Genomic DNA, 21,810 nt, shown 5'->3' with positions numbered 1-21,810 from the left:
AAAATACAAGAAAATTGTCATGGTGAGCCGGTCGAATCCATACTTTCAATGAATTATATGCCCTTCGACAGGCTCAGGGTGACAGTCTTAATATCTTCGCGCGCTTCGTGGTAAAGAAATCTTAAAGAATCACAATTTGTGATTTTAAGCTTTTACTACGTTTTCGTAATTGCCGTGATAACGTCCACGTGTATCAACTACAATTTTTACATTGTTACGAACTAAATCGTAATCAACATCATCATGATCTGTTAAAACAATGGCAACATCATATTTTTTCAATTGCTCAACAGTCAATGGAACGCTAGACATTTCAAAATGGTGTTCTCTCATTTTTGGGAAAACAGGAACATGAGAATCATGGTAATCTAAAACTACACCTTTCTTTTCTAAATTTTCCATTACGAAAACAGAAGGGCTCTCGCGCATATCGTCTACATTTTTCTTATACGCAATTCCAAGAGCCAGAATTTTTGCACCCTTTAAAGATTTGCCATGTAGATTTAATGCTTCTGCTGTTTTATCTACAACGTATTGCGGCATAGAGCTATTAATCTCACCTGCTAGTTCGATAAATCTTGTATGAACTCCATACTCTCTTGCTTTCCAGGTTAAGTAAAATGGATCGATTGGAATACAATGTCCCCCGATTCCAGGACCTGGATGATACGGAACAAATCCAAATGGTTTTGTTGCAGCCGCGCGAATGACTTCAAAGATATCAATTCCCATTTTATCAGCTACAATTTTCATTTCATTCATAAGACCGATATTAACAGAGCGATGAATATTTTCTAATAGTTTTGTCATTTCAGCAGCACGTGTAGAGCTTACAGGAACTACTTTATCAATTACACCACCATACAAAGCCATTCCAACATCCACGCAGGCAGGGGTTGTTCCACCCATTACTTTAGGAGTTGTCTTTGTATTAAAATCCTTCCTACCTGGATCTTCTCTTTCTGGAGAATACACCAAATAGTAATTATCCCCAACTTTAAATCCTTTGCTTTCGATTCGAGTCATTAACTCTTCATCGGTTGTTCCGGGATATGTGGTGCTTTCTAATGACATTACTTGCTCTGCTCTCAAATAAGGAAGCATTGCATCTACAGTATCTGTTACAAAGCTTAAATCAGGCTCGCGGTATTTATTAAGGGGAGTCGGAACACAAATAATAAGAGCATCTGATTCACCAATTCGGGTAAAATCAACAGTAGCCGTAAGACCAACTTTATTTGCTTTCGCAATAGACTCAGAAGAAATATGCTCAATATAACTTTTGCCGGCATTGATTTGATTTACTTTAAACGTATCAATGTCATAGCCTAATACTTTATATCCTTCTTCTGAATAACGAAGGGCTAATGGCAAACCAACATATCCAAGTCCAACAATACCGATCACTGCTTTCTTTGATTTAATTTTTTCTATTAAAATGTTTTTCATACATTCCTCATTTGTTTTATTAATTAAAAGCTAAAATAGTCTCAAGGATAAGTTCACAACTTTTTCCCTTTCCATACAAATCTTTACTAAAGTCTAGATTCCGATTTTTAAAGTTCTGGTAGGTTTCCAAGATTTTAGTAGAATCACTTCCCACTAAAGTGTTGTAACCATTCTCTACCAACTCCACCCACTCCGTTTCTTCGCGGAGGGTAATACATGGTTTGCTGAAGAAAAATGCTTCTTTTTGCACTCCTCCACTATCCGTCATGACAAGTTTACAATTTTTCAAAAGCTCAATCATATCGAAATATCCAATTGGATCGATTATTTTGAATTTTGGTTTTAAATTATTCTTTTCGATGATTTTAGATGTTCTAGGATGCAATGGACAGATGACTTCCATTTCTGTATGAATTTGATTCAAGGCAGAAATGATCGAACCAAGACGATTCAAATCATCTGTATTCTCAGCACGATGCACTGTAGTCAAAATGAAATTATCCGCTTTCAAAGAATGAGTATTGATTATCTTAGATCGCAGAGAACTTTTTTGAGAATAATAAATGGCAGCGTCTTGCATCACATCCCCGTTCTTTACAATCTTAGAAGAAAAATGATCAAAGCCTTCTTTTTTTAAATTGCTAATAGAAGCATCTGTAGGACAAAATAGTATATCACTTATCCTGTCTGTGACGATACGATTGATTTCTTCCGGCATATTCATATTAAAACTACGAAGCCCTGCTTCCACATGAATTACTTTGATATGTAATTTCTTAGCAGCTAGTGCTCCGGCTAATGTAGAGTTTGTGTCACCGTATACCATTAGAAAGTCTGGTTTTTCTTTTAGCAGAACTTCTTCGATTTTCTCCATCATCTGTCCGGTCATGGCACCATGTCCCAATCCATTGATGTTTAGATTGTAGTCCGGTTTTGGAATTTCCATTTCATCAAAAAAAATATCAGACATATTTTGATCGAAGTGCTGACCTGTATGTATGATGATTTCTTTTACATTATCATGCTTAGAAATCTCACGACTAACGGCGGCGGCTTTTACGAATTGAGGTCTTGCCCCAACAACTGTTATAATTTTTATCATTTTAATTTTTCTTTTTTACCCTTGAATAGAAAAAACATTTCTATAGCAAATCAAAGATTTTGACAAATAAAGACCTGCTCTTCTTCTTTTATATACGGACTCATTGGAATACTAAATATTTCTTTTGAAATCATTTCTGTAATCGGAAAGTCTCCTTCTTTGTATCCTAGATAGGAAAATGCTTTTTGTAAATGAAGCGGGTGCGGATAATAGATCATAGTCGGAATTTCTTTTGCGGCAAGAGACTTCATGATCTCATCTCGATTCGTAGCACGCAGGCAATACTGAGCATAAACAGATTTATTTCCTTCGCTGATGATAGGAGTTTTTAAATAAGATTTATTCTTTAAAAGCTCTGTATACCTAGCACCTGCCGCATCTCTTAGATTGCATTCCTCTGGAAATGCTTTCATTTTTACATTTAGAATTGCGGCTTGTAGAGTATCGAGTCGGCTATTTAATCCAACGTATTGGTAGTAGTATTTTTTTTCTTGTCCATGAGAACGAATGGATTTTATCTTTTGTGCAAGTGCCTCATCTGTGGTAAACATCGCTCCACCATCTCCATAACAACCGAGTGGTTTAGATGGAAAGAAACTAGTGCAAGCAATCTTAGAAACATTGCAACTTCTTTTTCCTTTGTAGATCGCACCAAAACTTTGAGCAGCATCTTCAATCACGGTTAAATTGTGCTTTGCCGCAATGCTGTTAATCATATCCATATCTGAAATTTGTCCGAAGAGGCTAACGGGTATGATTGCTTTCGTTTTGGGAGTGATTAGTTTTTCGAGTTTGGTTGCATCTAGATTATAACTTGCTTCGTCTATTTCGCAAAATACCGGTTTGCCTCCTAGGAGAGCAATGACTTCGACTGTAGAAATAAAAGAAAATGGAGTCGTAATTACTTCATCGCCAGGTTGCAAATCAATTGCCATGAGAGCGATTTGAAGTGCATCAGTTCCATTCGCACAGGTAATCGAATGAGGAGATCCTGTAAATTGGCTTAGAGTTTTTTCTAATTCCAGGACTTCTGATCCCATGATGAAGTTTTGATTTTCTAAAACTTTCGAAATAGAATCGTCAAAGTCTTTCTTGAATAGATTGTATTGTGTTTTTAAATCGTTAAAATTTATTTTCATAGTTTATAATATTATACACGAACCATTTTCTAATTTGTATTTACTTCCATCAAAATCATCTGTGGCTTCGTTATTTTTAAAAGAGAGTTTGTTTCCTGCTTTACTTACCCATCCATGTAGCTTACCCGGATTTCCATAAAACAATGCAAAAGGAGGAACGTCTTTTGTTACAACTGATCCCGCTCCTATCAAAGCATATTCTCCAATCGTAACTCCACAGACAACCGTTGCATTTGCTCCGATGCTTGATCCTTTTTTGATAAGAGTTTTTTTAAATTCAGTTTTACGAACAATGAAACTTCTAGGATTAATTACATTCGTAAAAACCATCGAAGGTCCGAGAAATACATCATCCTCACACTCGACTCCTTCATAAATGGAAATATTGTTTTGCACTTTGACCCCATTTCCAATCTTTACATTCGGTCCTACTACACAGTTTTGTCCAAAGGAACAATTCTGTCCGATTGCAGTATTCTTTAGAATATGGGAAAAATGCCAAATCTTAGTATTGTCTCCGATGATGGCAGAGTCATCTTTGAAGCTACTTGGATGAATAAAGTATTCTGCCATTCTAGGCTCCCTTTATAAATGGATGTGCGTCGCTAGATTTTACAATCGGAGCATATCGAATTGCTTCTGCAATCACGATAGATTCTCTTGCGTCTAATACTCCATATCCTCTACCGGCTAGAATTTCTTTGTAGCTAACAGTGTGTAAATCAGTAAATCCTTCTGAAAATTCCAATTCTTCATTGTCAATCGTAATAGATCGAAAAGTTCTTTGTCCCTTTTTCTTTACTTCTTCCGGGTTATCGTTGTAATCCACAGATAAAAACCAACGCACTCTAGCTCTTTCAAATTCCATATAGCCAGCACATTTTGAAGCTTCGTTGTGGTGAACTTGGTTTAGTTTTACATTTCCAAAAATCCAGCTTAGCATATCAAAGAAATGAATTCCAATATTACTTGCGAGTCCACCCGATTTTAAAATATCCCCTTTCCAAGAAACAAAATACCATTTGCCGCGAGATGTAATATAGGTTAAATCAATATCATAGATTTTATCTTTTGGAGCTTTGCTAACTTTTTCTTTTAGCGCAATGATAATGGGGTGATGACGAAGTTGCAATATTGTGCTGATTTTTTTTCCTGTTTCTTTTTCTACTTCGTGAAGTGCATCTATGTCTGTTGCATGAAGAACAAGTGGTTTTTCACAAATCGCATGAGCGCCTAAACGAAGAGCAGTTCTCATATGAGAATCATGCAGATAATTAGGAGATGCGATGCTAATATAATCCACTGCATCTTTGCTTTTTTTTCGTTTGAGGTTTTCGAGATACGCCTCGAATCTTTCAAATTCTATAAAATATTCTGCTTCCGGGTAGTGACTGTCAATGATTCCAACAGAATCATTTTTATCAAATGCTGCCACAAGATGATTTCCAGTTTCTTTAATAGCCTTAAAATGTCTAGGTGCGATATATCCACCGGCACCGATTAGCGCAAAATTATACAATGTAATTCTCCTTATTATTTACTAAATTGCTGTTCTATAGATATGAGTCGATGATTTTTAATGTCTAGTAAGACTGTGAAATTCAGATTAATCCTTTGTAAATCCTACGGACTCGGTTATATACTTTAGGAAACCTCACGAGAATACTAGCGACCTTATTTACAATTCTTTGTTTTAAAAGTTTACCTTTGCTAATTAGATTCGTCTTGATACTTACCCATTTTTCAAAATAAGGAACGATCCAAAATTTAATCTTATATCTGAATTTATAATCGGATAGATACTTTCGAACCTCTGCTTTGTCAGAAGTATAAGTCAGCTCTTTAAAATAATCTGAATTCTTCAAATCTCCAATCGAGCCAAAATACGCAATGACTAAAGACAAAGCATTCAGCGCAGTTGCCTTTCTATACTTGATACTTTTAGAATTATCTTGCATCCGAACATCGGCTACTAGATGGTCTACAAATAAAAACTTATAATTTCCTGTGAGCATTTTTAAGAATAAATCCAAATCCATTCCTAAGTGTAGAGACTCTACTACCCCACCCACTTCTTTTACTCTCTCGCAAACTAAAATAGACGAAGGCTGAGAAAGAGGCCAGGTCAATTGAAAATCTTTTACAACCAAATCTTTGCTGAGCGATTGATAGTTTCCTACAAAATCTCCCGCTTCACTGATAAACGCCGCTTTTCCAAATACACCAACATACTCCTTTGGATTTTTGGTTTCAATTGCCTGAACTAATTTTTCGAGACAAGTCAAATTGCTAAATCTATCATCCGAACAAATCCAAGTCCAGTATTTGCCTGTAGATCGTTTGAGTCCTCGATTGATTGCATCCGATTGCCCTGAATCTTTTTCTCGAAAATACTGAATCCGAGAATCTCGCTTTGCATATTCTTTGCAAATTCGTTCCGTCTCATCCGAAGACATAGAGTCTTGAATGATTACTTCCAAATCTTTAAACGACTGATTGACTATCGACTCGATACAATCAGCAATGAACTGCCCTTGGTTATAGGTGGGGATAACAATACTTAACTGCATTTATTTACTCGCTAGGCCATTGGGTTGTAAATTGGATATTTCGTTTCTTTAGCTCATCCATTAATTCATGAGCAAATTTATGATGCTTGTGAATCAGTGCATCTTTTTCTTTTTGTGCCGCATCTTGCGCAATAAGCAAAGCGTCTTTTTCTTTTTGTGCCGCATCTTGTTTTTCGATAAGAGCATCTTTTTCTTTTTGTGCAAGGGCTTGCTTATCGATTAAAGAATTTTTCTCTTTCAGTTGATTCAACAATATATCATAGTCTCTTGCTTTATCAAGAGCGTTTAACCAATCAATCGAATGACGATGTGCATACTCATAGATTAACGCTTTAGCTGTCTCGGGAAAAAATAATATATTATCATTCAATACCATTATTTCATGCTTTGAACTCAGATTTCTTAGAGTGTTTACGATCTGATTTAAACTTGGCCAATGGGATACTTCATGCGGGTAAGGCGGAACAGTCAAAAAAAGACGAGCATCGTCGATGATAATTAAACTTTCCTCATTTAATTGTCCGATTGCTTCCAATTCTTCAATCAGCGGACACTGAGATTCTTCTCCACCAGTATGATCTGCAACGCACCAATGAGCATCTAGCCAGAACAATACTGATTTGTTTATAAATTCATTTTTTAATGATTTTATAAAACTAGGAGAGTTAGACTCAACAATCTTAATATGCTCAAATGCTTTAAACTTTTCTGATGCTGACTTAAAGTATTCATTCGAAATTTCCACTGAATAGATATTTTTAAAAATATCCTTCACATTTTCAATCGTGTCACCTTTAAAAGTTCCCGTCTCAACAAAGACATCTAACAAAAACTTCTTTTTTACTTCTTTAACTAAATTAATATCTAGCGAAAAATTTACAGCTCCCATTTCCTTATCCTTTCATTTTTTTTCTAAGAATTTGTATGATCTATTACTATATTTTTTTAAGAACGAACGTTTTACTCTAATTTTTATTAGGAAATTTATTGCATCATGTAAATAAAAGGATTAATCTGAAGATTTTTTTCCTCTGAAGGAGAATTATTATTCTTAATTAAAAAATAAAGAACAATTAGTGCCTGCATTATTCGTCCGGATCTAATGAAATTTACGAGTAATTTAATTTTCATACGCATTGTCGGTAAAAATATCGGTTTTGATTTATTCATCATACCAATCCTCTTTTTATTAATTCCTGAAAATAAATATCTGCTATAATTTCATCGGTTACTGGCAAGGTATGAACTTGGTCAACAAACATAGTCATATCTTCATCAAATTTTCCAAATTCATTATGAAAATCAATAAATTCAAGATTTATCATATTTAGAATCTTGACTGTAAATTCATCATACAAGAACTTCATATTATTCAAAATTGGTTTAAAGAAATTTTCACCATTTTTAACAATATATTTCTTTTCCAAATTTGATAACCTTTTTTTACTAAACGACATAGGCTGGAGTCCAAATAAAAAATTTGAATTTGTGGCTGATGCAATTAACTCAAATTGATTGAGTCTATCCACAAAAGCTTTAAAAATTGTTCGTGGATAGTTCTCTGCCTGCGGATAAAAAAACGATGCATCAATTTCCTTTTCGTTAGAATTCTTTTCTAAAATCTTAGCCCAACTTTCAAATTGAAATTGGTAGGCTAACTGGTATTTGCCCAATAAATAACTGTCACTCTTCTGACCGAAGGCGAAATCATTGCATCCAGCATGTAAGATTATAAGATCAGGTTTTAATTTCTGAACAAACAGAATATAATCAAAAATATTATTCAAAGTTACAGCAGAAGGCTGTGAAAAATTTAAAACCTTGTAATTTTTTTTAGTATTTCCTTGCGAATTTAATTTAACTTCTAGTCTTTGAGAAAACATTTCATCAAAATTGCAATAGGTACTCCATCCTGCAGAACCGCCCATTACTATAATTAGCTTGGTCGATTCATCACGCGTTTGTAAAGTCTCTAAATCACAATCAATCCTATGTCCAAATTCATTGATAGGACCAAGACCAACGTACTGCGAAATATAATTATAAGGGAAATAGCAAAGCCTCTCATTTCCTAGATTATTTGCGACTTCATTGAAAAAATGAGTTTTATGATGAGGGTATTCAATCTCATCTAGAATTTGTTTTGTATACCGAATCATACCAAAAGAATCTGCTTCGTACACTCTTGTTAAATTATAGTCAATTTTATCTTGAGCAATTCTTTCCTGATTGGAGCCAAGAATCAGCAATACAACTTTGTATTCCCAAAACTTTATGTTTTCGATTAATTCTAAGGAAATTTTAGGACAGGCATTTTTTATCTTTGCATCCGAACACAATACTACGCTTTCGATACTAGGAAATTTATACTTAAAATTCTTAATGACTCTTTCAATATGGAGACTATCCCACTCTGCACTGCAAAGCACCATTGCAACATTTTTTACCGTATGTCTTTCTAATTGCATTTTTTTTTCCATGGTTTTTTTTAAAATAAGATTTTTCTACTAAATAATTCTGAATAGCAAGGTAATCCATATTACTCCATTCAAAAGTTTTAATCGCATTTAAAGGAGTTTCTACAATGGGCTCCCCTTTTAAGTTAAAACTAGTGTTTAGTAAAACTGGGGATCCTGATTTTGTTCCAAAAACGGAAAGCAATTTATGAAACCTTGGATTTGTTTTTTTACTTACCAATTGCACTCTTGCAGTTCCATCCACATGTGTAATCGATGGAAGAATAGATTTGTATTCTTCTCTTACTTTGCAAATGGCTAGCATATAATATTCAGGGTCTGTTTCATTTGAAATTCTAGGAAGTTCAAAAAATTTGCTCGCAGCCTCTTCAATGACTGCCGGTGCAAATGGTCGAAACGCTTCTCTAAATTTTATACTTTTGTTGACTATGTATTGCATATCTGGATTCAAAGGATTGGCTAATATGCTACGAGCACCTAAAGATCTAGGACCAAATTCGGAACGACCATTTATCCAACCTAAAACTTTTCCTTGATTTAAGATATCAGCAATGATATGGAAAAAATCGTCTTCATTTTCATAATAAGTATATTTTTTGATAAATGCTTTCTCAATACTTTTCTGAATTTCTTCATTTGAATACTCGGGTCCCTGAAATGGATTTAAAAACGAACCCGTTTTGGAGATTTCAGCTTTGTATTATAGTAATAAAGTGCAGCTCCAATGGAACTGCCGGCATCTCCACTCGCTGGTTGCACATACATATCAATGTCATACTTTCTCTTGATAATTCCATTTGCTAATGAGTTCAAGGCAACGCCACCCGATAAACATACATTTTTTGAATCCGCCATTCTTAATGCCGAAACAACAACGTGCTCAATCACTTCCTCAGTTATTTTCTGAGCACTTGCAGCAATATTTGCAAATCGTTCATTGTTGACTCTATGTTCATTTGAATATTCTTTTCCTTTCGCTAGAAAAAATTCTTTCGAGGAATCTCTTCTAGCTCCTAACAAATCTTCAAATTTTTTATTAAAAGGCAAAGATACCGGATTTGAAAATTCAAAATAGGATTGATCAATCTTAAAAGTCCCATCTTCTTTCAATTCAAATAAGTTTTTAATTTGATCATAAAAATGGGTTTGCCATACCCCTGCCATACCCATCACTTTATATTCATCTTCATTTACAGTAAATCCCAAGTAGGCAGTGATTGCACTATAAAACAAGCCAATAGAATGAGGAAGATTACATTGAGAGAGAAGCTTCACTTGACTTCCTTCTCCTTTCGAAATTGTCATAGTCTGATACTCACCAACTCCATCGAGAGTGACAATTGCCGCTTCCTTATAAGGAGAGCAAAAATAAGCAGAGCCTGCATGGGCTTCATGATGTTTTACGAATTTAATTTTACTAGATGGAATCGAAAGAAAACTACTGATTTTTTCCATTGTAAAAAATTTATTTTTTACAATCCAATCCTTTAAAACAGGCCAGAAGTATTCTCTTCTTTTTTGTGAATTAAAAAAAGATGTCTTAAAAATTCGATCAAACTTTAAAAGAGTATCCTCGTAAAAAACAACAAAATCAATATCCTCTATGGTTAAATTAGACTTTGTTAAACAAAACTGAATTGCTTGCATAGGAAAAGAGGCGTCATTTTTCTTTCTTGAAAATCTCTCCTCAGAAGAAGCCGCAATTACTTCTCCATCAATTATAAGTGCTGCCGCGCTATCATGATAATCAAAAGATAAACCAAGTATATTCATAAACCTTCCCAAAATAAACTTCCTGTAAATTCCTTTCTCTTATTACATATTCAAACTTCATAGTTCAATCCAAGCATACCATAAAATGGAGCAATTTCACTTTCATAATCCCATTGGACTGTTATAGGACCTAACCTTGAAGAAGAAAAAACACCTATGCCTCTATTTAATTGTGCAGCATTTGGTTGTCCGATTTGAATTTCCAATGTATACAAACCAGCTTCAATGCTAAGTTCCACTTCCATTTTAAATTGATATGCCTTTCCGATTTCGCAATTTTGACCGTTCAGTCTTTTCGTATATGTCCCACCGGAAAAAATAATCTGATCAAATCGATTCCTTAATATAAAGGTGCTAAACAAATTAGCTAGTTCTACTTTGGATTGAAATATAAGAATAAAGATCCCTTTTTCCCCAATTTTAAAATTTAAACTAGGAGTCTCACTTATATCTGTGATATTGATAGCCAAGACTTTTAAAAATTCATTCTCTTCTAAGTTTTTAAGTAAAGATTTTTCCTGGCATTTTTGAATACGATCATTGGAAATAGATTCTGAAATCGGAACTTCTTCTTTCTTTGCTGGGGTGCTTTTAGTAATTTCTTCCTCGGAAGCTTCTTTGTAATATTCAGCAATCATTTTACTAGATTCCCCCACTCCAAAAACGACTCCATTTTTTAAATAAACAACTTGATTGCAGAGGTTTAAAACAGAGCCCATATCATGAGAAACAAAAATAATAGTAACACCTTTTTCTTTTAAATCACTCATGCGCCTAGCACACTTCTGTTGAAAAAAAATATCACCGACAGAAAGTGCTTCGTCTATGATTAGAATTTCGGGATCGACTTGAATGGCAACGGCAAAGGCTAGACGAACATACATTCCACTCGAATAGGATTTTACTGGTTGGAACACAAACTCGCCAATATCCGCAAAGGCAAGAATGGAATCCAATCTAGAATCCATTTCTTCTTTCGAAAATCCATTGATAGTTCCATAGAAATAAATATTTTCGATTCCATTGAGTTCGGGATTAAAACCAGCACCTAATTCTAAAAGAGAGGATACTCTTCCGTTTACCGTAACATTGCCAGAGCTAGGAGAAAGAACTCCTGTGATGATTTTTAGAAGTGTTGATTTTCCGGAGCCGTTTTTGCCGATGATTCCAAAGGTTTCTCCTTTTTTCACTTCGAAACTTATATCTTTCAAAGCAAAAAAATCTTTATGATATTTCTTTCGAAAAGGATGCATCGTTTCTTTTAAACGATCCATGGGCGTATTATAGAGTTTATAGATTTTACTTAAACTTTCCACTTTTATGCTTACGTTGGAAAAATTTAAGCTATGATGATTTAATTCTTCTGCACTCTCAGAAGAAATATTTTGATAATCTATACTATGATTTGTCATTATAATACATCCGCGAAGTGCGGTCTTAGTTTTCTAAATAGAATATTTCCGATGACTAATAGAGACGCAGTGAGGGCAAGAAAAAAGAAACTAGAAAGAGACTTATTCCAAAACCAAACATGATTGATCAGTGCGTCTCTATATCCTTCGGTGATATAAAAGAAAGGATTCAGACTTAGTAGATATAAATATTTTTCCGGTATTGCTTTATAAGACCAAAAAATAGGAGTCAGCCAAAAGGCAAATTGAATTCCTATAGCAATGATTTGCCCTAAGTCCCGAAAGAAAATGATTACAGAAGAAGTAATCCAGGAAAGACCCAGAACAAAAAAAATCGTCAGTCCAAAATAATAAGGAATTTGCAAAGAGTGAATTGTAATGGGCAATCCATTCAAAATCAAAGCGAGTAGCAATACAAAAATGAAAAAGAGATGCACGAGGCTAGCCGACATTACCTTCACGATAGGAAGCAAGCTCACTCTAAATACAACTTTCTTCACTAAAAAGCTATTTTCTAAAATTGAATTAGTAGAGCCCAAAATACTTTCGCTGATAAAATTCCAGGGAAGAAGTCCTGTCATTAACCAAATCACAAAAGGAACTTCTGACTCCGGTCGTGCTTTTAATCCATAAGTAAACACAAACCAGAGCAAGGCTAAATTAATCAAAGGCTGAATGAACGCCCAAAAAAATCCTAAATAAGAACCAAGATAACGGTTCTTAACATCTCTTTTGATTAAGTCCCAGAGAATTTCTCTAAACTTGTAGATATCAAATAAGAAATTAAAAAACTTATTCAAACTATCTCTCTGCTCCACCCGTCTTTAGAAAATCATCATACGCAATGCGGATACCTTCTCTTAGCTCCACTTGGTGCTTCCAACCCATTCTATGGAGTTTAGAAACATCCAAAAGCTTTCGAGAAGTTCCGTCTGGCTTTGTTAAATCAAATGTAAGCTTACCGGGATAAGCCACAACGTCTTTGATTGTTTCCGCCAATTCTTTGATGCTGACTTCAATTCCAGAGCCAACATTTACATGCTCTCCGCCTCTTGCATCTCCCGATACATCGTAGCTATTCATTAAGAACACACAAGCTCTCGCCATATCATCTGAAAATAAAACTTCACGTAGCGGCTTTCCTGTTCCCCAAACTACTACTTCAGGAGCATTGTTTACTTTAGCTTCATGGAAGCGTCGAATGAGCGCGGGCAATACATGAGAATTTTGCGGATGATAGTTGTCACCCGGTCCATAAAGATTAGTAGGCATGACAGAAATGAAATTTGTTCCATATTGTCTATTGTAACTTTGACACATGATGATTCCTGCAATTTTTGCCACCGCATAAGGCTCGTTAGTCGGCTCTAATTTTCCATCTAGCAGTTGACCTTCATCCATTGGTTGCTTTGCAAACTTTGGATAGATACAAGAAGATCCAAGAAAGACTAATTTTTTTGTTTTATAACGATAGCAGGCATCTATCACATTGTTTTGAATTTGAATATTGGAGAAAATGAATTCTGCTGGAAAGGTATTATTCGCATGAATCCCACCTACTTTCGCCGCTGCCAGGAACACATACTCAGGTCTTTCTTTTTCAAAAAAGGCATCTACATCGGGTTGATTAGTTAAATTGAGTTCCTGTCTAGTTTTTCCAACGATATTTGTAAATCCTTCTTTGCGAAGAACTCTTTCAATCGCAGAACCAACTAATCCCTTGTGACCGGCTATATATATTTTTGAATCTTTTTGCATTGTATAAATGGTTACCTCCGCTAGACTATTTAATTGATTATTAATGCTGAATCTTCTACTTCTTTGGAAAGCTCATGAATTTCCCGCCTCAAAACCTCGTATTCTTGCATCTTAATACGTAAATATTGGACGGTTAATTTTGCCTTTTCCTCTATTCCGGATGGAGTAAGAAGATACGTATAGGCTAATTTATTCTTGTTGTTCTTAAAATTCTGGACTTTAATCCAACCCTTTTCCATCAATGCCTGCAAACAGAAATTTGTCTTTCCAAGGCTCACCCCAAGTAAACTTGCCAGCTCTCTTTGGCTAACTTCTGGGTTTTCTTCTAATGCCTTGAATATTTTATGTCTTATATCATCGGATAACATGGATTTATGGGAAAGATTTGGATCGAACTCGGTGCAAGCTTGTGAAAAACCTTCAAAATTTGGCCATTTACATAGCTTCGCCGCGTGAGTCACATATCTTTTTTAAGGATATGTTCAATTACTGAACAGTAAAAAATGGACAATCCTATTTGGCAAGTTTTTTTCAAGACTCTTGCCTCTCCTCCCTTTCGTTGATAGCATCTAGGTTTCTTTGTCCTTGACAATTCCATTCTCTATACAATGCTCACAATATGAAAAAGCTTCCCATTGGAATTCAGACATTTTCCAAAATTCGAACAGAGGATTATTGCTACATTGACAAAACAAGAAACCTCTTCGAGTTAGTGAATTCTGGAACATACTTTTTTTTATCTCGTCCTCGACGATTCGGAAAAAGTCTTTTTTTGGATACTTTACGGGAAGCATTTTTAGGAAATAAAACACTCTTCGAAGGACTCTATCTAGAAAAGAATTGGGACTGGTCTAAGAAGCATCCTGTGGTTCGAATCGATTTTGGTAGCGGAGTTTTAAAAAGCAAAGAAGAACTAGAAAAAAAGATTTCAGATATTTTATTTTTTCATCTGGAAACTTACGAACTCGATCCGTTTAAAACACAAAGCATTTCTGGAAACTTAGAAGAGTTGATTCGAAATTTGCAGAAGAAGTATTCAGAGAAAGTGGTAATCCTAATCGATGAATATGATAAGCCTATTTTGGATAATATTACTGAAAAAGAAATTGCAAGGGAAATGAGAGATGGACTTCGCAATCTTTATTCCGCGATTAAGGGAGCAGATGCCTTTAACAAGTTTGTTTTCATCACCGGTGTATCTAAGTTTTCAAAAGTAAATCTGTTTAGTGGATTAAATAATCTACAAGATATAACTTTGGACGAGCGATATGCTACGATTTGCGGCTACACAGAAGAAGAGCTGTCCATTTTCAATGAGAGGTTATTCAACGTAAATCGCGATGAATTAAGACTTTGGTACAACGGATATAATTTTTTAGGAGATAAAGTATATAATCCTTTTGATATACTTTTATTTTTAGATAGAAAAGAATATCACAACTATTGGTTTGAAACTGGAAATTCTTCCTTTTTAATTCATCTGATTCGGGAATATAAATATAACTCTGTAGAAATCGAAAACGTGAAAATTTCCGAAGAAAGCCTAGGTGCATTTGACGTTGATAATATTGAATTGGAAGCCCTACTTTTTCAGACAGGATACTTAACGATTGCAGAAAAGTTCAAGGTTGGCAGTCAAATCCATTACCTTTTGAAATATCCAAACCTTGAAGTCAAGGCAAGCCTTACAGAAGTCATACTGAAATTTCTTACGGAAAACAAGAAAATAGTAAACGTAAAATCAGAATTATTTCAAATTTTACAAAAATCAGAATTATCAAAAATGAAGGATGTCTTTCATTCTTTCTTTGCTTCGATCCCTCACGACTGGTATCGTAAAAACCAACTGGCAAATTATGAAGGATACTATGCATCCATTTTTTATTGCTACTTCACAGCTTTGGGATTAGATGTAAGAGCTGAGGATGTAACCAATCATGGTCAAGTGGATTTAACAGTTTTTTTAGAAAACAATGTTTATGTTTTTGAATTCAAAGTAATCGAAATTTCGGAAGCAGGATCTGCCCTAGCACAAATCAAAGAGCGCAGATACTACGAAAAATACCTTAAATCGAGCGGCTTTCTAAACAGTGATAACCCTCTTTCCATTTATTTAGTAGGGGTCGAGTTTTCAAAAGATAATAAAAATATCACAAATTATGAATGGGAAAAGATATAATCTAACACTGCTTGCAAATCTTAGTATTTCAATTTAAAACCTAAAAAATCAATTTTTGAGCTATAAGAACAATTTTTGAGTTAAATTTTACTCCACTGCTCTTTCTTTTTCCATTTTTCTGCTTTCAAATGGATTATAATCTAAAATCTTCCTCCTATTTCGAAAATTTTTGATTCGTCTAAGATTATTTAGTTCTGGGAGTATTTCAATTACTTTTATATCTAAATTTTTTCTCAAAAATCTAAATTTCAGAAAAAAAATTAAAAAAAATTTTTTAATAACTACGTAATATTTTTTTACTACTCATACGTCAAATAAGATACAAGACATAAGACGGGCAATCAAGTTTAATGCCTTTACCTAGTTTATTGCCAAGGAGCTTTTAATTGAAAGAACAATTTATCATAGCCTTATTTCATTTTCTCTCTGACGCATAAGAGAGAAAATATTACGGAGGTACCTATGAGTACTAAAAGATTTGTTGCACCCCCAAAAGGGTTCAGCGATAAGTTGCTTAAGTTCATTGAACTAGCAAAAGAGAAAAAGTGGACAGTTTCGGAAGGCTTTAGCCCAACGGAATTGGAAGTAAAGACTCAGGAGTTGGTGACGATGGAAGCCAATTTTATGAAGTTAGAAGCAGAGTATAAAGTAAAAAAAGATGCTCTGACTTCTGTTCAGCGTGAGGTTTACGTAAAGTTTCAGTCTGCTTTGAAGATTATTTCCGGACAGTTTTACAAAGACACCGGTGTCTTGAAGCTACTCGATAGTTTTCGCAAAGACTACAAAAGGCAAAAAAAAGAATCAGCAAACAATACAACCACACCTGTTTGATGTTTCTTTAAAAAAAGAGAGGAAAGTCGACTTCCTCTCTTCTTCTACAATTCCAATTTCTCTTTTTAATTAAATCCATTTTCCACGACCAATTTTGCAATCGCAAGGGACGCTGTGATTCCGGGAGATTCAATTCCGAGTAAATTGACCAAACCTTTCATCCCATGATCGGCTTCTGTTTGAATTTTGAAGTCTGCAAATTTTTCCTTTGGTCCATGCAATTTGGGTCGAATGCCCGCATATCCGGGTTGTAAATTTTCAGGCTCTATCCAGGGCAAATAACGCTTAACCGATTCAAAAAACACAGAGCGCAAAGATTCAGGAACTTCATAATTTTCTTTTTCAACCCAATGCACATCAGGTCCAAATCGAACTCCACCCGCTAGGTCTAATGTCAAATGAACTCCTAGACCACCTATTTGCGGAAGTGGATAGATTAAATGAGAAAACTTTTTTGCAGTTTTGGTTAGTGAAAAATAATGCCCCTTCGCCATTTTCAAATCTGGAATTTTATCTTTTGGAAAATCTTCTATACATTGAATAAATTTTCTTGCCCCCAATCCACAGGCATTGATTATTTTTTCCGTTGTAAATTCTGTTCCATCGGAAAGTAAGATTTCCCAATTGTTTTGATTGCGTTTGATTTTCACAGGATGTTTATTTAAAACTAAAGTTCCACTCGCATTTTCTGCGTCTGCGAGGTAAGCCGTCATTAACTCCTTAGTTTCAACAATTCCTGTTTCCCTGCAATAAATAGCGGCTACTGCTTGTATGTCCGGTTCTGCTTTTTTAATTTGGGATTCTTCCCAAAAATAAAGTCCGTCTACTCCATTTTGCTTTCCATTTTCAAAAAGAGTTTTAAGTGTTGGTATTTCACTTTCGTCTGTGGCTACTATCAATTTGCCTGTTTTTTTGTAAGAAACTTTTTTTTCTTCGCAATAGCGATATAGTAATTTTCTACCTTCTATGCAGAGTTTTGTTTTCAGACTGTCTGGATTGTAATAAATTCCAGAATGGATTACTTCGCTGTTTCTAGAACTAATTCCAGTTCCAAATTGATTTTCTTTTTCTAAGATATAAAATTCTTTTTTGTAAGAAGCAAGTTCTCTAGCACAAGCAAGTCCGATCACACCTGCTCACTCAATGTCAGTTTCTTTAATTGTTAACTCAAGATTCTTTCAATCCACTAAATTATTTTCCTTTCTAGGGGGGGGCTTGTAATTCTATTATTCCTGGTATTTGTATTCTTCTTCTGGCACTTCATTTAGTAATGGTTCATTGGAAAAAAATCGAATTAAATCCGCTGCTGCTCCTGCTTCCATAGCTAATCTACAATCATAAGAACAAGAACCCATATGCTCTGTTAATAAAATGTTTTCTAGTTCAATTAACTTTCCCTTATACGGCTCAATTTCAAATACATCCATCGCCGCCCCTGCTATTTGTGAATTCTTAAGAGCAGAATAAAGATTATCCTCATTCACAAGCTCTCCTCTCGCAGTGTTAATTAAAAAGGAATTTTTTCGAAACAGTTTTAATTCCTTTTCGGTAATTAGGTTTCGAGTCTTTGGGGTTAATGGCAAATGAAGAGATACTATATCAGACTTTTGATAAATCTCTTCTTTCTCAACGAACTGATAGTCGATGCCTTTATCTTGCAAAATTCGTTTCAACTCTACTGATTTATCCTTTAAATCATTGATTAAAATGAGTTTTGGTTTAAACTCCGACAAGAGGCGAATCACATTTAACCCCACTCTTCCCGCTCCAATGATTCCAATTACAGACTCTCCTAGTCTCTTACCGGAAAAACGGGACCAGACACCTCTTCGAATTTCTCTATCTGCTTGATTGACTTTACGCGTGACATCAATCATGAGTCCAATGGTTAATTCTACTACTGCCATTGTAACTGCATCTGGAGTATAGGTAATCGTAATTCCTTTTTCTTTGCATAGCTTTAATGGAACTGAATCAAGTCCTATTCCGACTCTAGCTATCATTTTTAGTTTTTGATTCTTGTGGATAAGCGGTGTTAAATCCTCAGTTCCTGCAATGATTCCATCTACATCCACTGCATACTCTGCGACTTCTTCTGGCTTCATTTTTCTGCCGAGGTTATTCTTAGTTATCTCCCAACCCGTTTTGGCTAATAAATCCAATGGTGTAGAATCGTTAACCCCAAAAGGAAAAGTAGAAATAAATATTTTAGATTTTTTCATATGAATTGAATCATAAAGCTAAGTCTTCTTTCTTTACTTCCATTAAAACTGTTCGGTTGAGCATGGGAAGACGAACTACTACATAGTAATCATTTTTTACTTTTTCTACTGTTACCTTTCTTCCTGCAAAAGGTCCCTGTCTAATTTCTAAAATATTTCCCTTTCTCAGTTTTGCTTCTTGCTCAATTTTGATTTTGTCCGGATACTCTTCTAAGAAAAGCCGAATCATCTCGATTGTCTCATCTTCAATCGTTGCCGGCTTACCGCTGTAATGCACAAACTGAACAGAATTCGGTTCTTGTAAGATACGAATGGAATCTTGCTGATAATCAATCTTTACAAATATATAAGAAGCAAAGAGAGGAGAAGAAATAACCTTGTATCGATCCGACCATTTTTTCTTTTCAGATAGCAATGGCAAAAAACTTTGAATTGCTTTTTTGTCTAAAGCTTCTCTGAGTTTTTTTTCTCCGCGCGGCTTTGTATAAACAGCATACCATTGTAATACAGTTGCATTTACATCGGGAGAAGATTGGATTTTTTCTTGGATCATAAAACAGATTTATCTTCTTTTAGCTTTGATTAGGCTCTCATGCAAATTATGGAGTCAAATATTTTTTTACTTATCCAAGAAAGATTAGCTAAGTATCTCCTCGACTCTCTCACATATATAATGATACAACATGATATGCATTTCTTGAATACGAGGTGTATGATTCGAAGGCACTTCAATTAAAATATCGGAAATACCGGAAAGTTTTCCCCCACCTTTTCCTGTTAATGCAATAGTCTTAACGTTCATAGACCTTGCCATTTCAAAAGCGCGAACTACGTTCTTAGAATTTCCACTTGTCGATATTCCAAGTAGAACTCCTCCTGTCTTTGCATAGGCTTCTACTTGTCTGGCAAAAATATCTTCATAGGAATAATCGTTTGCCCAGGCAGTAATTACGGCAGGGTTGGAAGAAAGACAAATTACATTGAGTGCCTTTCTTTCTTTTAGAAATCGTCCAACCAATTCTCCCGCAATATGCATGGAATCAGAAGCTGAGCCCCCGTTGCCACAAATCAGAAATGGATGATTTTCTTTTAAAGTGTCAGCAATTAATTTTGTAGCAGTAGTAACTTTGTTTTCGGTTTCTTCATCATGCAAAAGGATATTGAGTAGATTGTAAGTCTCTATGAGTTGCTCTTTTAAACGTTTCATAGTTGTAAACGTCAATTAGAGAATCATATTTGTAAAGAAAATAAATTACTTACTATCTAATTTCCAGGCACCTTCCCAATTTACTGGAACGCCATGCATTGTATAATACTTTGCTCTTTCTAAATATAAGGACACTGCTGTATCGCGTGGGTCTTTTTTTAGGATGTCTTTAAAAATGGCACTTGCTTCATCGAATTTTTCTTCTAGATATAAATTTACACCATCTTCAAATTGTTTCTTTGTGGAGAGTTTTAATTCAATTATCCGCTCCGAATTTCCATTTAGAATCTCATAGATAATGACAGGTTTATTTTTACCCTTCACTTTTACTTTGTCTACCATTCTGTGCAAATATTTAGTTGAATCGCTGAGCGAAACGAGTGTATCTTCCGAAATCAAAATGGAAGCGGAGTAAGCCTTTGTTAGCCCCTCAATTCGCGAAGCAAGATTTACTGCATCTGAAATTACTGTAAATTCAAAACGTTTTTCTTCCCCGATGATTCCAAGCATTGGAGCTCCCGTATGAATTCCTATTCCTATTTGAATCGGAATTCGTCCCCACTCATGACGCTTAACGTTTAATTTATGAACTTCATCTAACATTTCAATGGCTGCATCCACTGCATTCATTGGTGAGTCAGGAAACAAAGCCATGATCGCATCGCCAATGTATTTATCAATGAAGCCTTTGTTCTTTCGAATCACAGGACCTGTTACTTTTAAATAAGAATTTAAAAAACCAAAATTGTCTTTAGGCGACATGGTTTCGGAGATCGTGGTAAATGACCGTATATCCGAAAATAAAATGGACATATCCTGCTGAACTGAATCTCCTAGTCCAACTTCTGTTATGTGCTCTTTGTTTAGAAATTGTATGAAGTCTTTTGGCACAAATTTTTGTAGAGATTTATTGATCATCGTTAAATTCAAATTAAACTCTTCTAGTTGTTTGATTCTAGCCTTCTCCGAATCTTCGTAGAGCTTTGAGTTTTTGATTACAACGGAAATATGATTTGCGAATTTTTTTAGAGATTCTTTTTCTTCTCCTTTCAGAGAAATAGTAGAATGATGAATTAAACTAAATGCACCAATGACTTCTCCTGCAATGCTAATTGGCATAAGAAATGCTGATTTTATTTCGTGAGCTATCTCAGACTCTTCAAATATATTTTTTTCGTTATAGATTCCAATTTCATTTTTAACGATACACTCTGCAATAGGTCCCAAATTTGTTTTGAGTGAATAGCTTGCACCAATATAAGCTTCGACTATAGAATCAAACAAATGAGTAGAAATGAATTTTTCATTTTTGCATCTTGCTTTATCCGGGCTAACGAGTGTTAGACAACAACCTTCAAACCCGTAGCTACTCTTTAAATATTCAAAGATACTTCCAAACACTATATCAAAATCAAGCGACATGCTGATTTGGCGCGAAATTTCATTTAGGTTTTCAATTTCGTTCTTTGCCTTCTTGACTTTGTTTTGAAGTCCATCACTGATTTTAATTAGTTTTCTATCCTGATTTAAAAGTTTACGATAATTCTCAACGAGAGATTTATATTCTTCTAAGAGAGGATTTTGACGAAACTTTTCATCTTCGGCTATGGAAATTGCTGATCGAAGAATTATTTCTTCTGCACTAAATAACTCTTCGTTTTTTTCTATCTCGCTCATAGTTACACTTAACG

Annotated in this window: 21 protein-coding genes; 2 read left to right on the top strand and 19 right to left on the bottom strand. The window is 34.8% G+C overall.

Annotated elements, in window-relative coordinates:
• Positions 1-144: 144 nt before the first annotated feature.
• The 14 genes from IPH52_16045 to IPH52_15980 all read right to left on the bottom strand — a co-directional run bounded on the left by IPH52_16045 (position 145) and on the right by IPH52_15980 (position 14,048).
• Positions 145-1,449: a nucleotide sugar dehydrogenase gene (locus tag IPH52_16045; GenBank protein ID MBK7056524.1), complete on the bottom strand. Its 1,305-nt coding sequence runs from the start codon at positions 1,447-1,449 to the stop codon at positions 145-147.
• A 19-nt stretch (positions 1,450-1,468) separates the two neighbouring features.
• Positions 1,469-2,548, bottom strand: coding sequence for a UDP-N-acetylglucosamine 2-epimerase (non-hydrolyzing) (wecB, locus tag IPH52_16040; protein ID MBK7056523.1), 1,080 nt, complete (start codon positions 2,546-2,548; stop codon positions 1,469-1,471).
• 53 nt (positions 2,549-2,601) lie between these two features.
• Positions 2,602-3,690, bottom strand: coding sequence for a DegT/DnrJ/EryC1/StrS family aminotransferase (locus IPH52_16035; GenBank protein ID MBK7056522.1), 1,089 nt, complete (start codon positions 3,688-3,690; stop codon positions 2,602-2,604).
• 3 nt (positions 3,691-3,693) lie between these two features.
• Positions 3,694-4,263 carry an N-acetyltransferase gene (locus IPH52_16030; protein MBK7056521.1) on the bottom strand — a complete coding sequence of 190 codons (570 nt, stop codon included), beginning with the start codon at positions 4,261-4,263 and terminating at the stop codon, positions 3,694-3,696.
• Position 4,264: 1 nt separating this feature from the next.
• Entirely contained in the window at positions 4,265-5,209 is a 945-nt protein-coding gene (locus tag IPH52_16025) for a Gfo/Idh/MocA family oxidoreductase (GenBank protein MBK7056520.1), read from the bottom strand.
• A gap of 82 nt (positions 5,210-5,291) precedes the next feature.
• On the bottom strand, positions 5,292-6,260 hold the full coding sequence (locus tag IPH52_16020) for a glycosyltransferase (protein MBK7056519.1): 969 nt from the start codon (positions 6,258-6,260) through the stop codon (positions 5,292-5,294).
• Positions 6,261-6,264: 4 nt separating this feature from the next.
• Positions 6,265-7,149 carry a hypothetical protein gene (locus tag IPH52_16015; protein ID MBK7056518.1) on the bottom strand — a complete coding sequence of 295 codons (885 nt, stop codon included), beginning with the start codon at positions 7,147-7,149 and terminating at the stop codon, positions 6,265-6,267.
• Between the two features lie 280 nt (positions 7,150-7,429).
• Positions 7,430-8,728: a hypothetical protein gene (locus IPH52_16010; protein ID MBK7056517.1), complete on the bottom strand. Its 1,299-nt coding sequence runs from the start codon at positions 8,726-8,728 to the stop codon at positions 7,430-7,432.
• Entirely contained in the window at positions 8,664-9,425 is a 762-nt protein-coding gene (locus tag IPH52_16005) for a hypothetical protein (GenBank protein MBK7056516.1), read from the bottom strand. Before IPH52_16005 ends, IPH52_16010 begins: the two co-directional genes overlap by 65 nt.
• On the bottom strand, positions 9,401-10,510 hold the full coding sequence (locus tag IPH52_16000) for a hypothetical protein (protein ID MBK7056515.1): 1,110 nt from the start codon (positions 10,508-10,510) through the stop codon (positions 9,401-9,403). Before IPH52_16000 ends, IPH52_16005 begins: the two co-directional genes overlap by 25 nt.
• Positions 10,511-10,560: 50 nt before the next feature.
• Positions 10,561-11,922, bottom strand: coding sequence for an ATP-binding cassette domain-containing protein (locus IPH52_15995; GenBank protein ID MBK7056514.1), 1,362 nt, complete (start codon positions 11,920-11,922; stop codon positions 10,561-10,563).
• Complete coding sequence (locus tag IPH52_15990) at positions 11,922-12,722, bottom strand: ABC transporter permease (GenBank protein ID MBK7056513.1); 801 nt, start codon at positions 12,720-12,722, stop codon at positions 11,922-11,924. Before IPH52_15990 ends, IPH52_15995 begins: the two co-directional genes overlap by 1 nt.
• A gap of 1 nt (position 12,723) precedes the next feature.
• Positions 12,724-13,680, bottom strand: a complete 957-nt coding sequence (locus tag IPH52_15985; protein ID MBK7056512.1) for a GDP-L-fucose synthase — start codon at positions 13,678-13,680, stop codon at positions 12,724-12,726.
• A 29-nt stretch (positions 13,681-13,709) separates the two neighbouring features.
• Positions 13,710-14,048, bottom strand: a complete 339-nt coding sequence (locus IPH52_15980; protein ID MBK7056511.1) for a MarR family EPS-associated transcriptional regulator — start codon at positions 14,046-14,048, stop codon at positions 13,710-13,712.
• A gap of 251 nt (positions 14,049-14,299) precedes the next feature.
• Between IPH52_15980 and IPH52_15975 the strand changes: the two genes are divergently transcribed.
• Positions 14,300-15,859: an ATP-binding protein gene (locus tag IPH52_15975; GenBank protein MBK7056510.1), complete on the top strand. Its 1,560-nt coding sequence runs from the start codon at positions 14,300-14,302 to the stop codon at positions 15,857-15,859.
• Between the two features lie 462 nt (positions 15,860-16,321).
• Positions 16,322-16,690, top strand: coding sequence for a hypothetical protein (locus IPH52_15970; GenBank protein ID MBK7056509.1), 369 nt, complete (start codon positions 16,322-16,324; stop codon positions 16,688-16,690).
• A 65-nt stretch (positions 16,691-16,755) separates the two neighbouring features.
• Here the strand turns inward: IPH52_15970 and IPH52_15965 are convergent, their stop codons facing one another.
• The 5 genes from IPH52_15965 to IPH52_15945 all read right to left on the bottom strand — a co-directional run bounded on the left by IPH52_15965 (position 16,756) and on the right by IPH52_15945 (position 21,796).
• Positions 16,756-17,820 carry an NAD(P)/FAD-dependent oxidoreductase gene (locus tag IPH52_15965; protein ID MBK7056508.1) on the bottom strand — a complete coding sequence of 355 codons (1,065 nt, stop codon included), beginning with the start codon at positions 17,818-17,820 and terminating at the stop codon, positions 16,756-16,758.
• A gap of 96 nt (positions 17,821-17,916) precedes the next feature.
• Positions 17,917-18,912, bottom strand: a complete 996-nt coding sequence (locus IPH52_15960) for a phosphoglycerate dehydrogenase (protein ID MBK7056507.1) — start codon at positions 18,910-18,912, stop codon at positions 17,917-17,919.
• 10 nt (positions 18,913-18,922) lie between these two features.
• On the bottom strand, positions 18,923-19,465 hold the full coding sequence (locus IPH52_15955; GenBank protein ID MBK7056506.1) for a UpxY family transcription antiterminator: 543 nt from the start codon (positions 19,463-19,465) through the stop codon (positions 18,923-18,925).
• Positions 19,466-19,549: 84 nt separating this feature from the next.
• Positions 19,550-20,119 (bottom strand): SIS domain-containing protein, encoded by a 570-nt coding sequence (locus tag IPH52_15950; protein ID MBK7056505.1) that lies wholly within the window; start codon positions 20,117-20,119, stop codon positions 19,550-19,552.
• A gap of 45 nt (positions 20,120-20,164) precedes the next feature.
• Complete coding sequence (locus IPH52_15945) at positions 20,165-21,796, bottom strand: hypothetical protein (protein MBK7056504.1); 1,632 nt, start codon at positions 21,794-21,796, stop codon at positions 20,165-20,167.
• Positions 21,797-21,810 lie beyond the last annotated feature (14 nt).

It is taken from the genome of Leptospiraceae bacterium, assembly GCA_016708435.1.
Taxonomy (GTDB): domain Bacteria; phylum Spirochaetota; class Leptospiria; order Leptospirales; family Leptospiraceae; genus UBA2033.
The sequence above is the reverse complement of the archived record's forward strand: the minus strand, read 5'-3'. Positions and strand labels throughout refer to the sequence as shown.

Bases quoted from the DNA above. Each gene is read 5' to 3' on its own strand.
- IPH52_16035 (MBK7056522.1), bottom strand. From the start codon at position 3,690: ATGAAAATAAATTTTAACGATTTAAAAACACAATACAATCTATTCAAG.
- IPH52_16045 (MBK7056524.1), bottom strand. From the start codon at position 1,449: ATGAAAAACATTTTAATAGAAAAAATTAAATCAAAGAAAGCAGTGATC.
- IPH52_15955 (MBK7056506.1), bottom strand. From the start codon at position 19,465: ATGATCCAAGAAAAAATCCAATCTTCTCCCGATGTAAATGCAACTGTA.
- IPH52_16015 (MBK7056518.1), bottom strand. From the start codon at position 7,149: ATGGGAGCTGTAAATTTTTCGCTAGATATTAATTTAGTTAAAGAAGTA.
- IPH52_15950 (MBK7056505.1), bottom strand. From the start codon at position 20,119: ATGAAACGTTTAAAAGAGCAACTCATAGAGACTTACAATCTACTCAAT.
- IPH52_15960 (MBK7056507.1), bottom strand. From the start codon at position 18,912: ATGAAAAAATCTAAAATATTTATTTCTACTTTTCCTTTTGGGGTTAAC.
- IPH52_16000 (MBK7056515.1), bottom strand. From the start codon at position 10,510: ATGAATATACTTGGTTTATCTTTTGATTATCATGATAGCGCGGCAGCA.
- IPH52_15985 (MBK7056512.1), bottom strand. From the start codon at position 13,680: ATGCAAAAAGATTCAAAAATATATATAGCCGGTCACAAGGGATTAGTT.
- IPH52_16010 (MBK7056517.1), bottom strand. From the start codon at position 8,728: ATGCAATTAGAAAGACATACGGTAAAAAATGTTGCAATGGTGCTTTGC.
- IPH52_16020 (MBK7056519.1), bottom strand. From the start codon at position 6,260: ATGCAGTTAAGTATTGTTATCCCCACCTATAACCAAGGGCAGTTCATT.
- IPH52_15995 (MBK7056514.1), bottom strand. From the start codon at position 11,922: ATGACAAATCATAGTATAGATTATCAAAATATTTCTTCTGAGAGTGCA.
- IPH52_15970 (MBK7056509.1), top strand. From the start codon at position 16,322: ATGAGTACTAAAAGATTTGTTGCACCCCCAAAAGGGTTCAGCGATAAG.
- IPH52_15980 (MBK7056511.1), bottom strand. From the start codon at position 14,048: ATGTTATCCGATGATATAAGACATAAAATATTCAAGGCATTAGAAGAA.
- IPH52_15975 (MBK7056510.1), top strand. From the start codon at position 14,300: ATGAAAAAGCTTCCCATTGGAATTCAGACATTTTCCAAAATTCGAACA.
- IPH52_16030 (MBK7056521.1), bottom strand. From the start codon at position 4,263: ATGGCAGAATACTTTATTCATCCAAGTAGCTTCAAAGATGACTCTGCC.
- IPH52_15945 (MBK7056504.1), bottom strand. From the start codon at position 21,796: ATGAGCGAGATAGAAAAAAACGAAGAGTTATTTAGTGCAGAAGAAATA.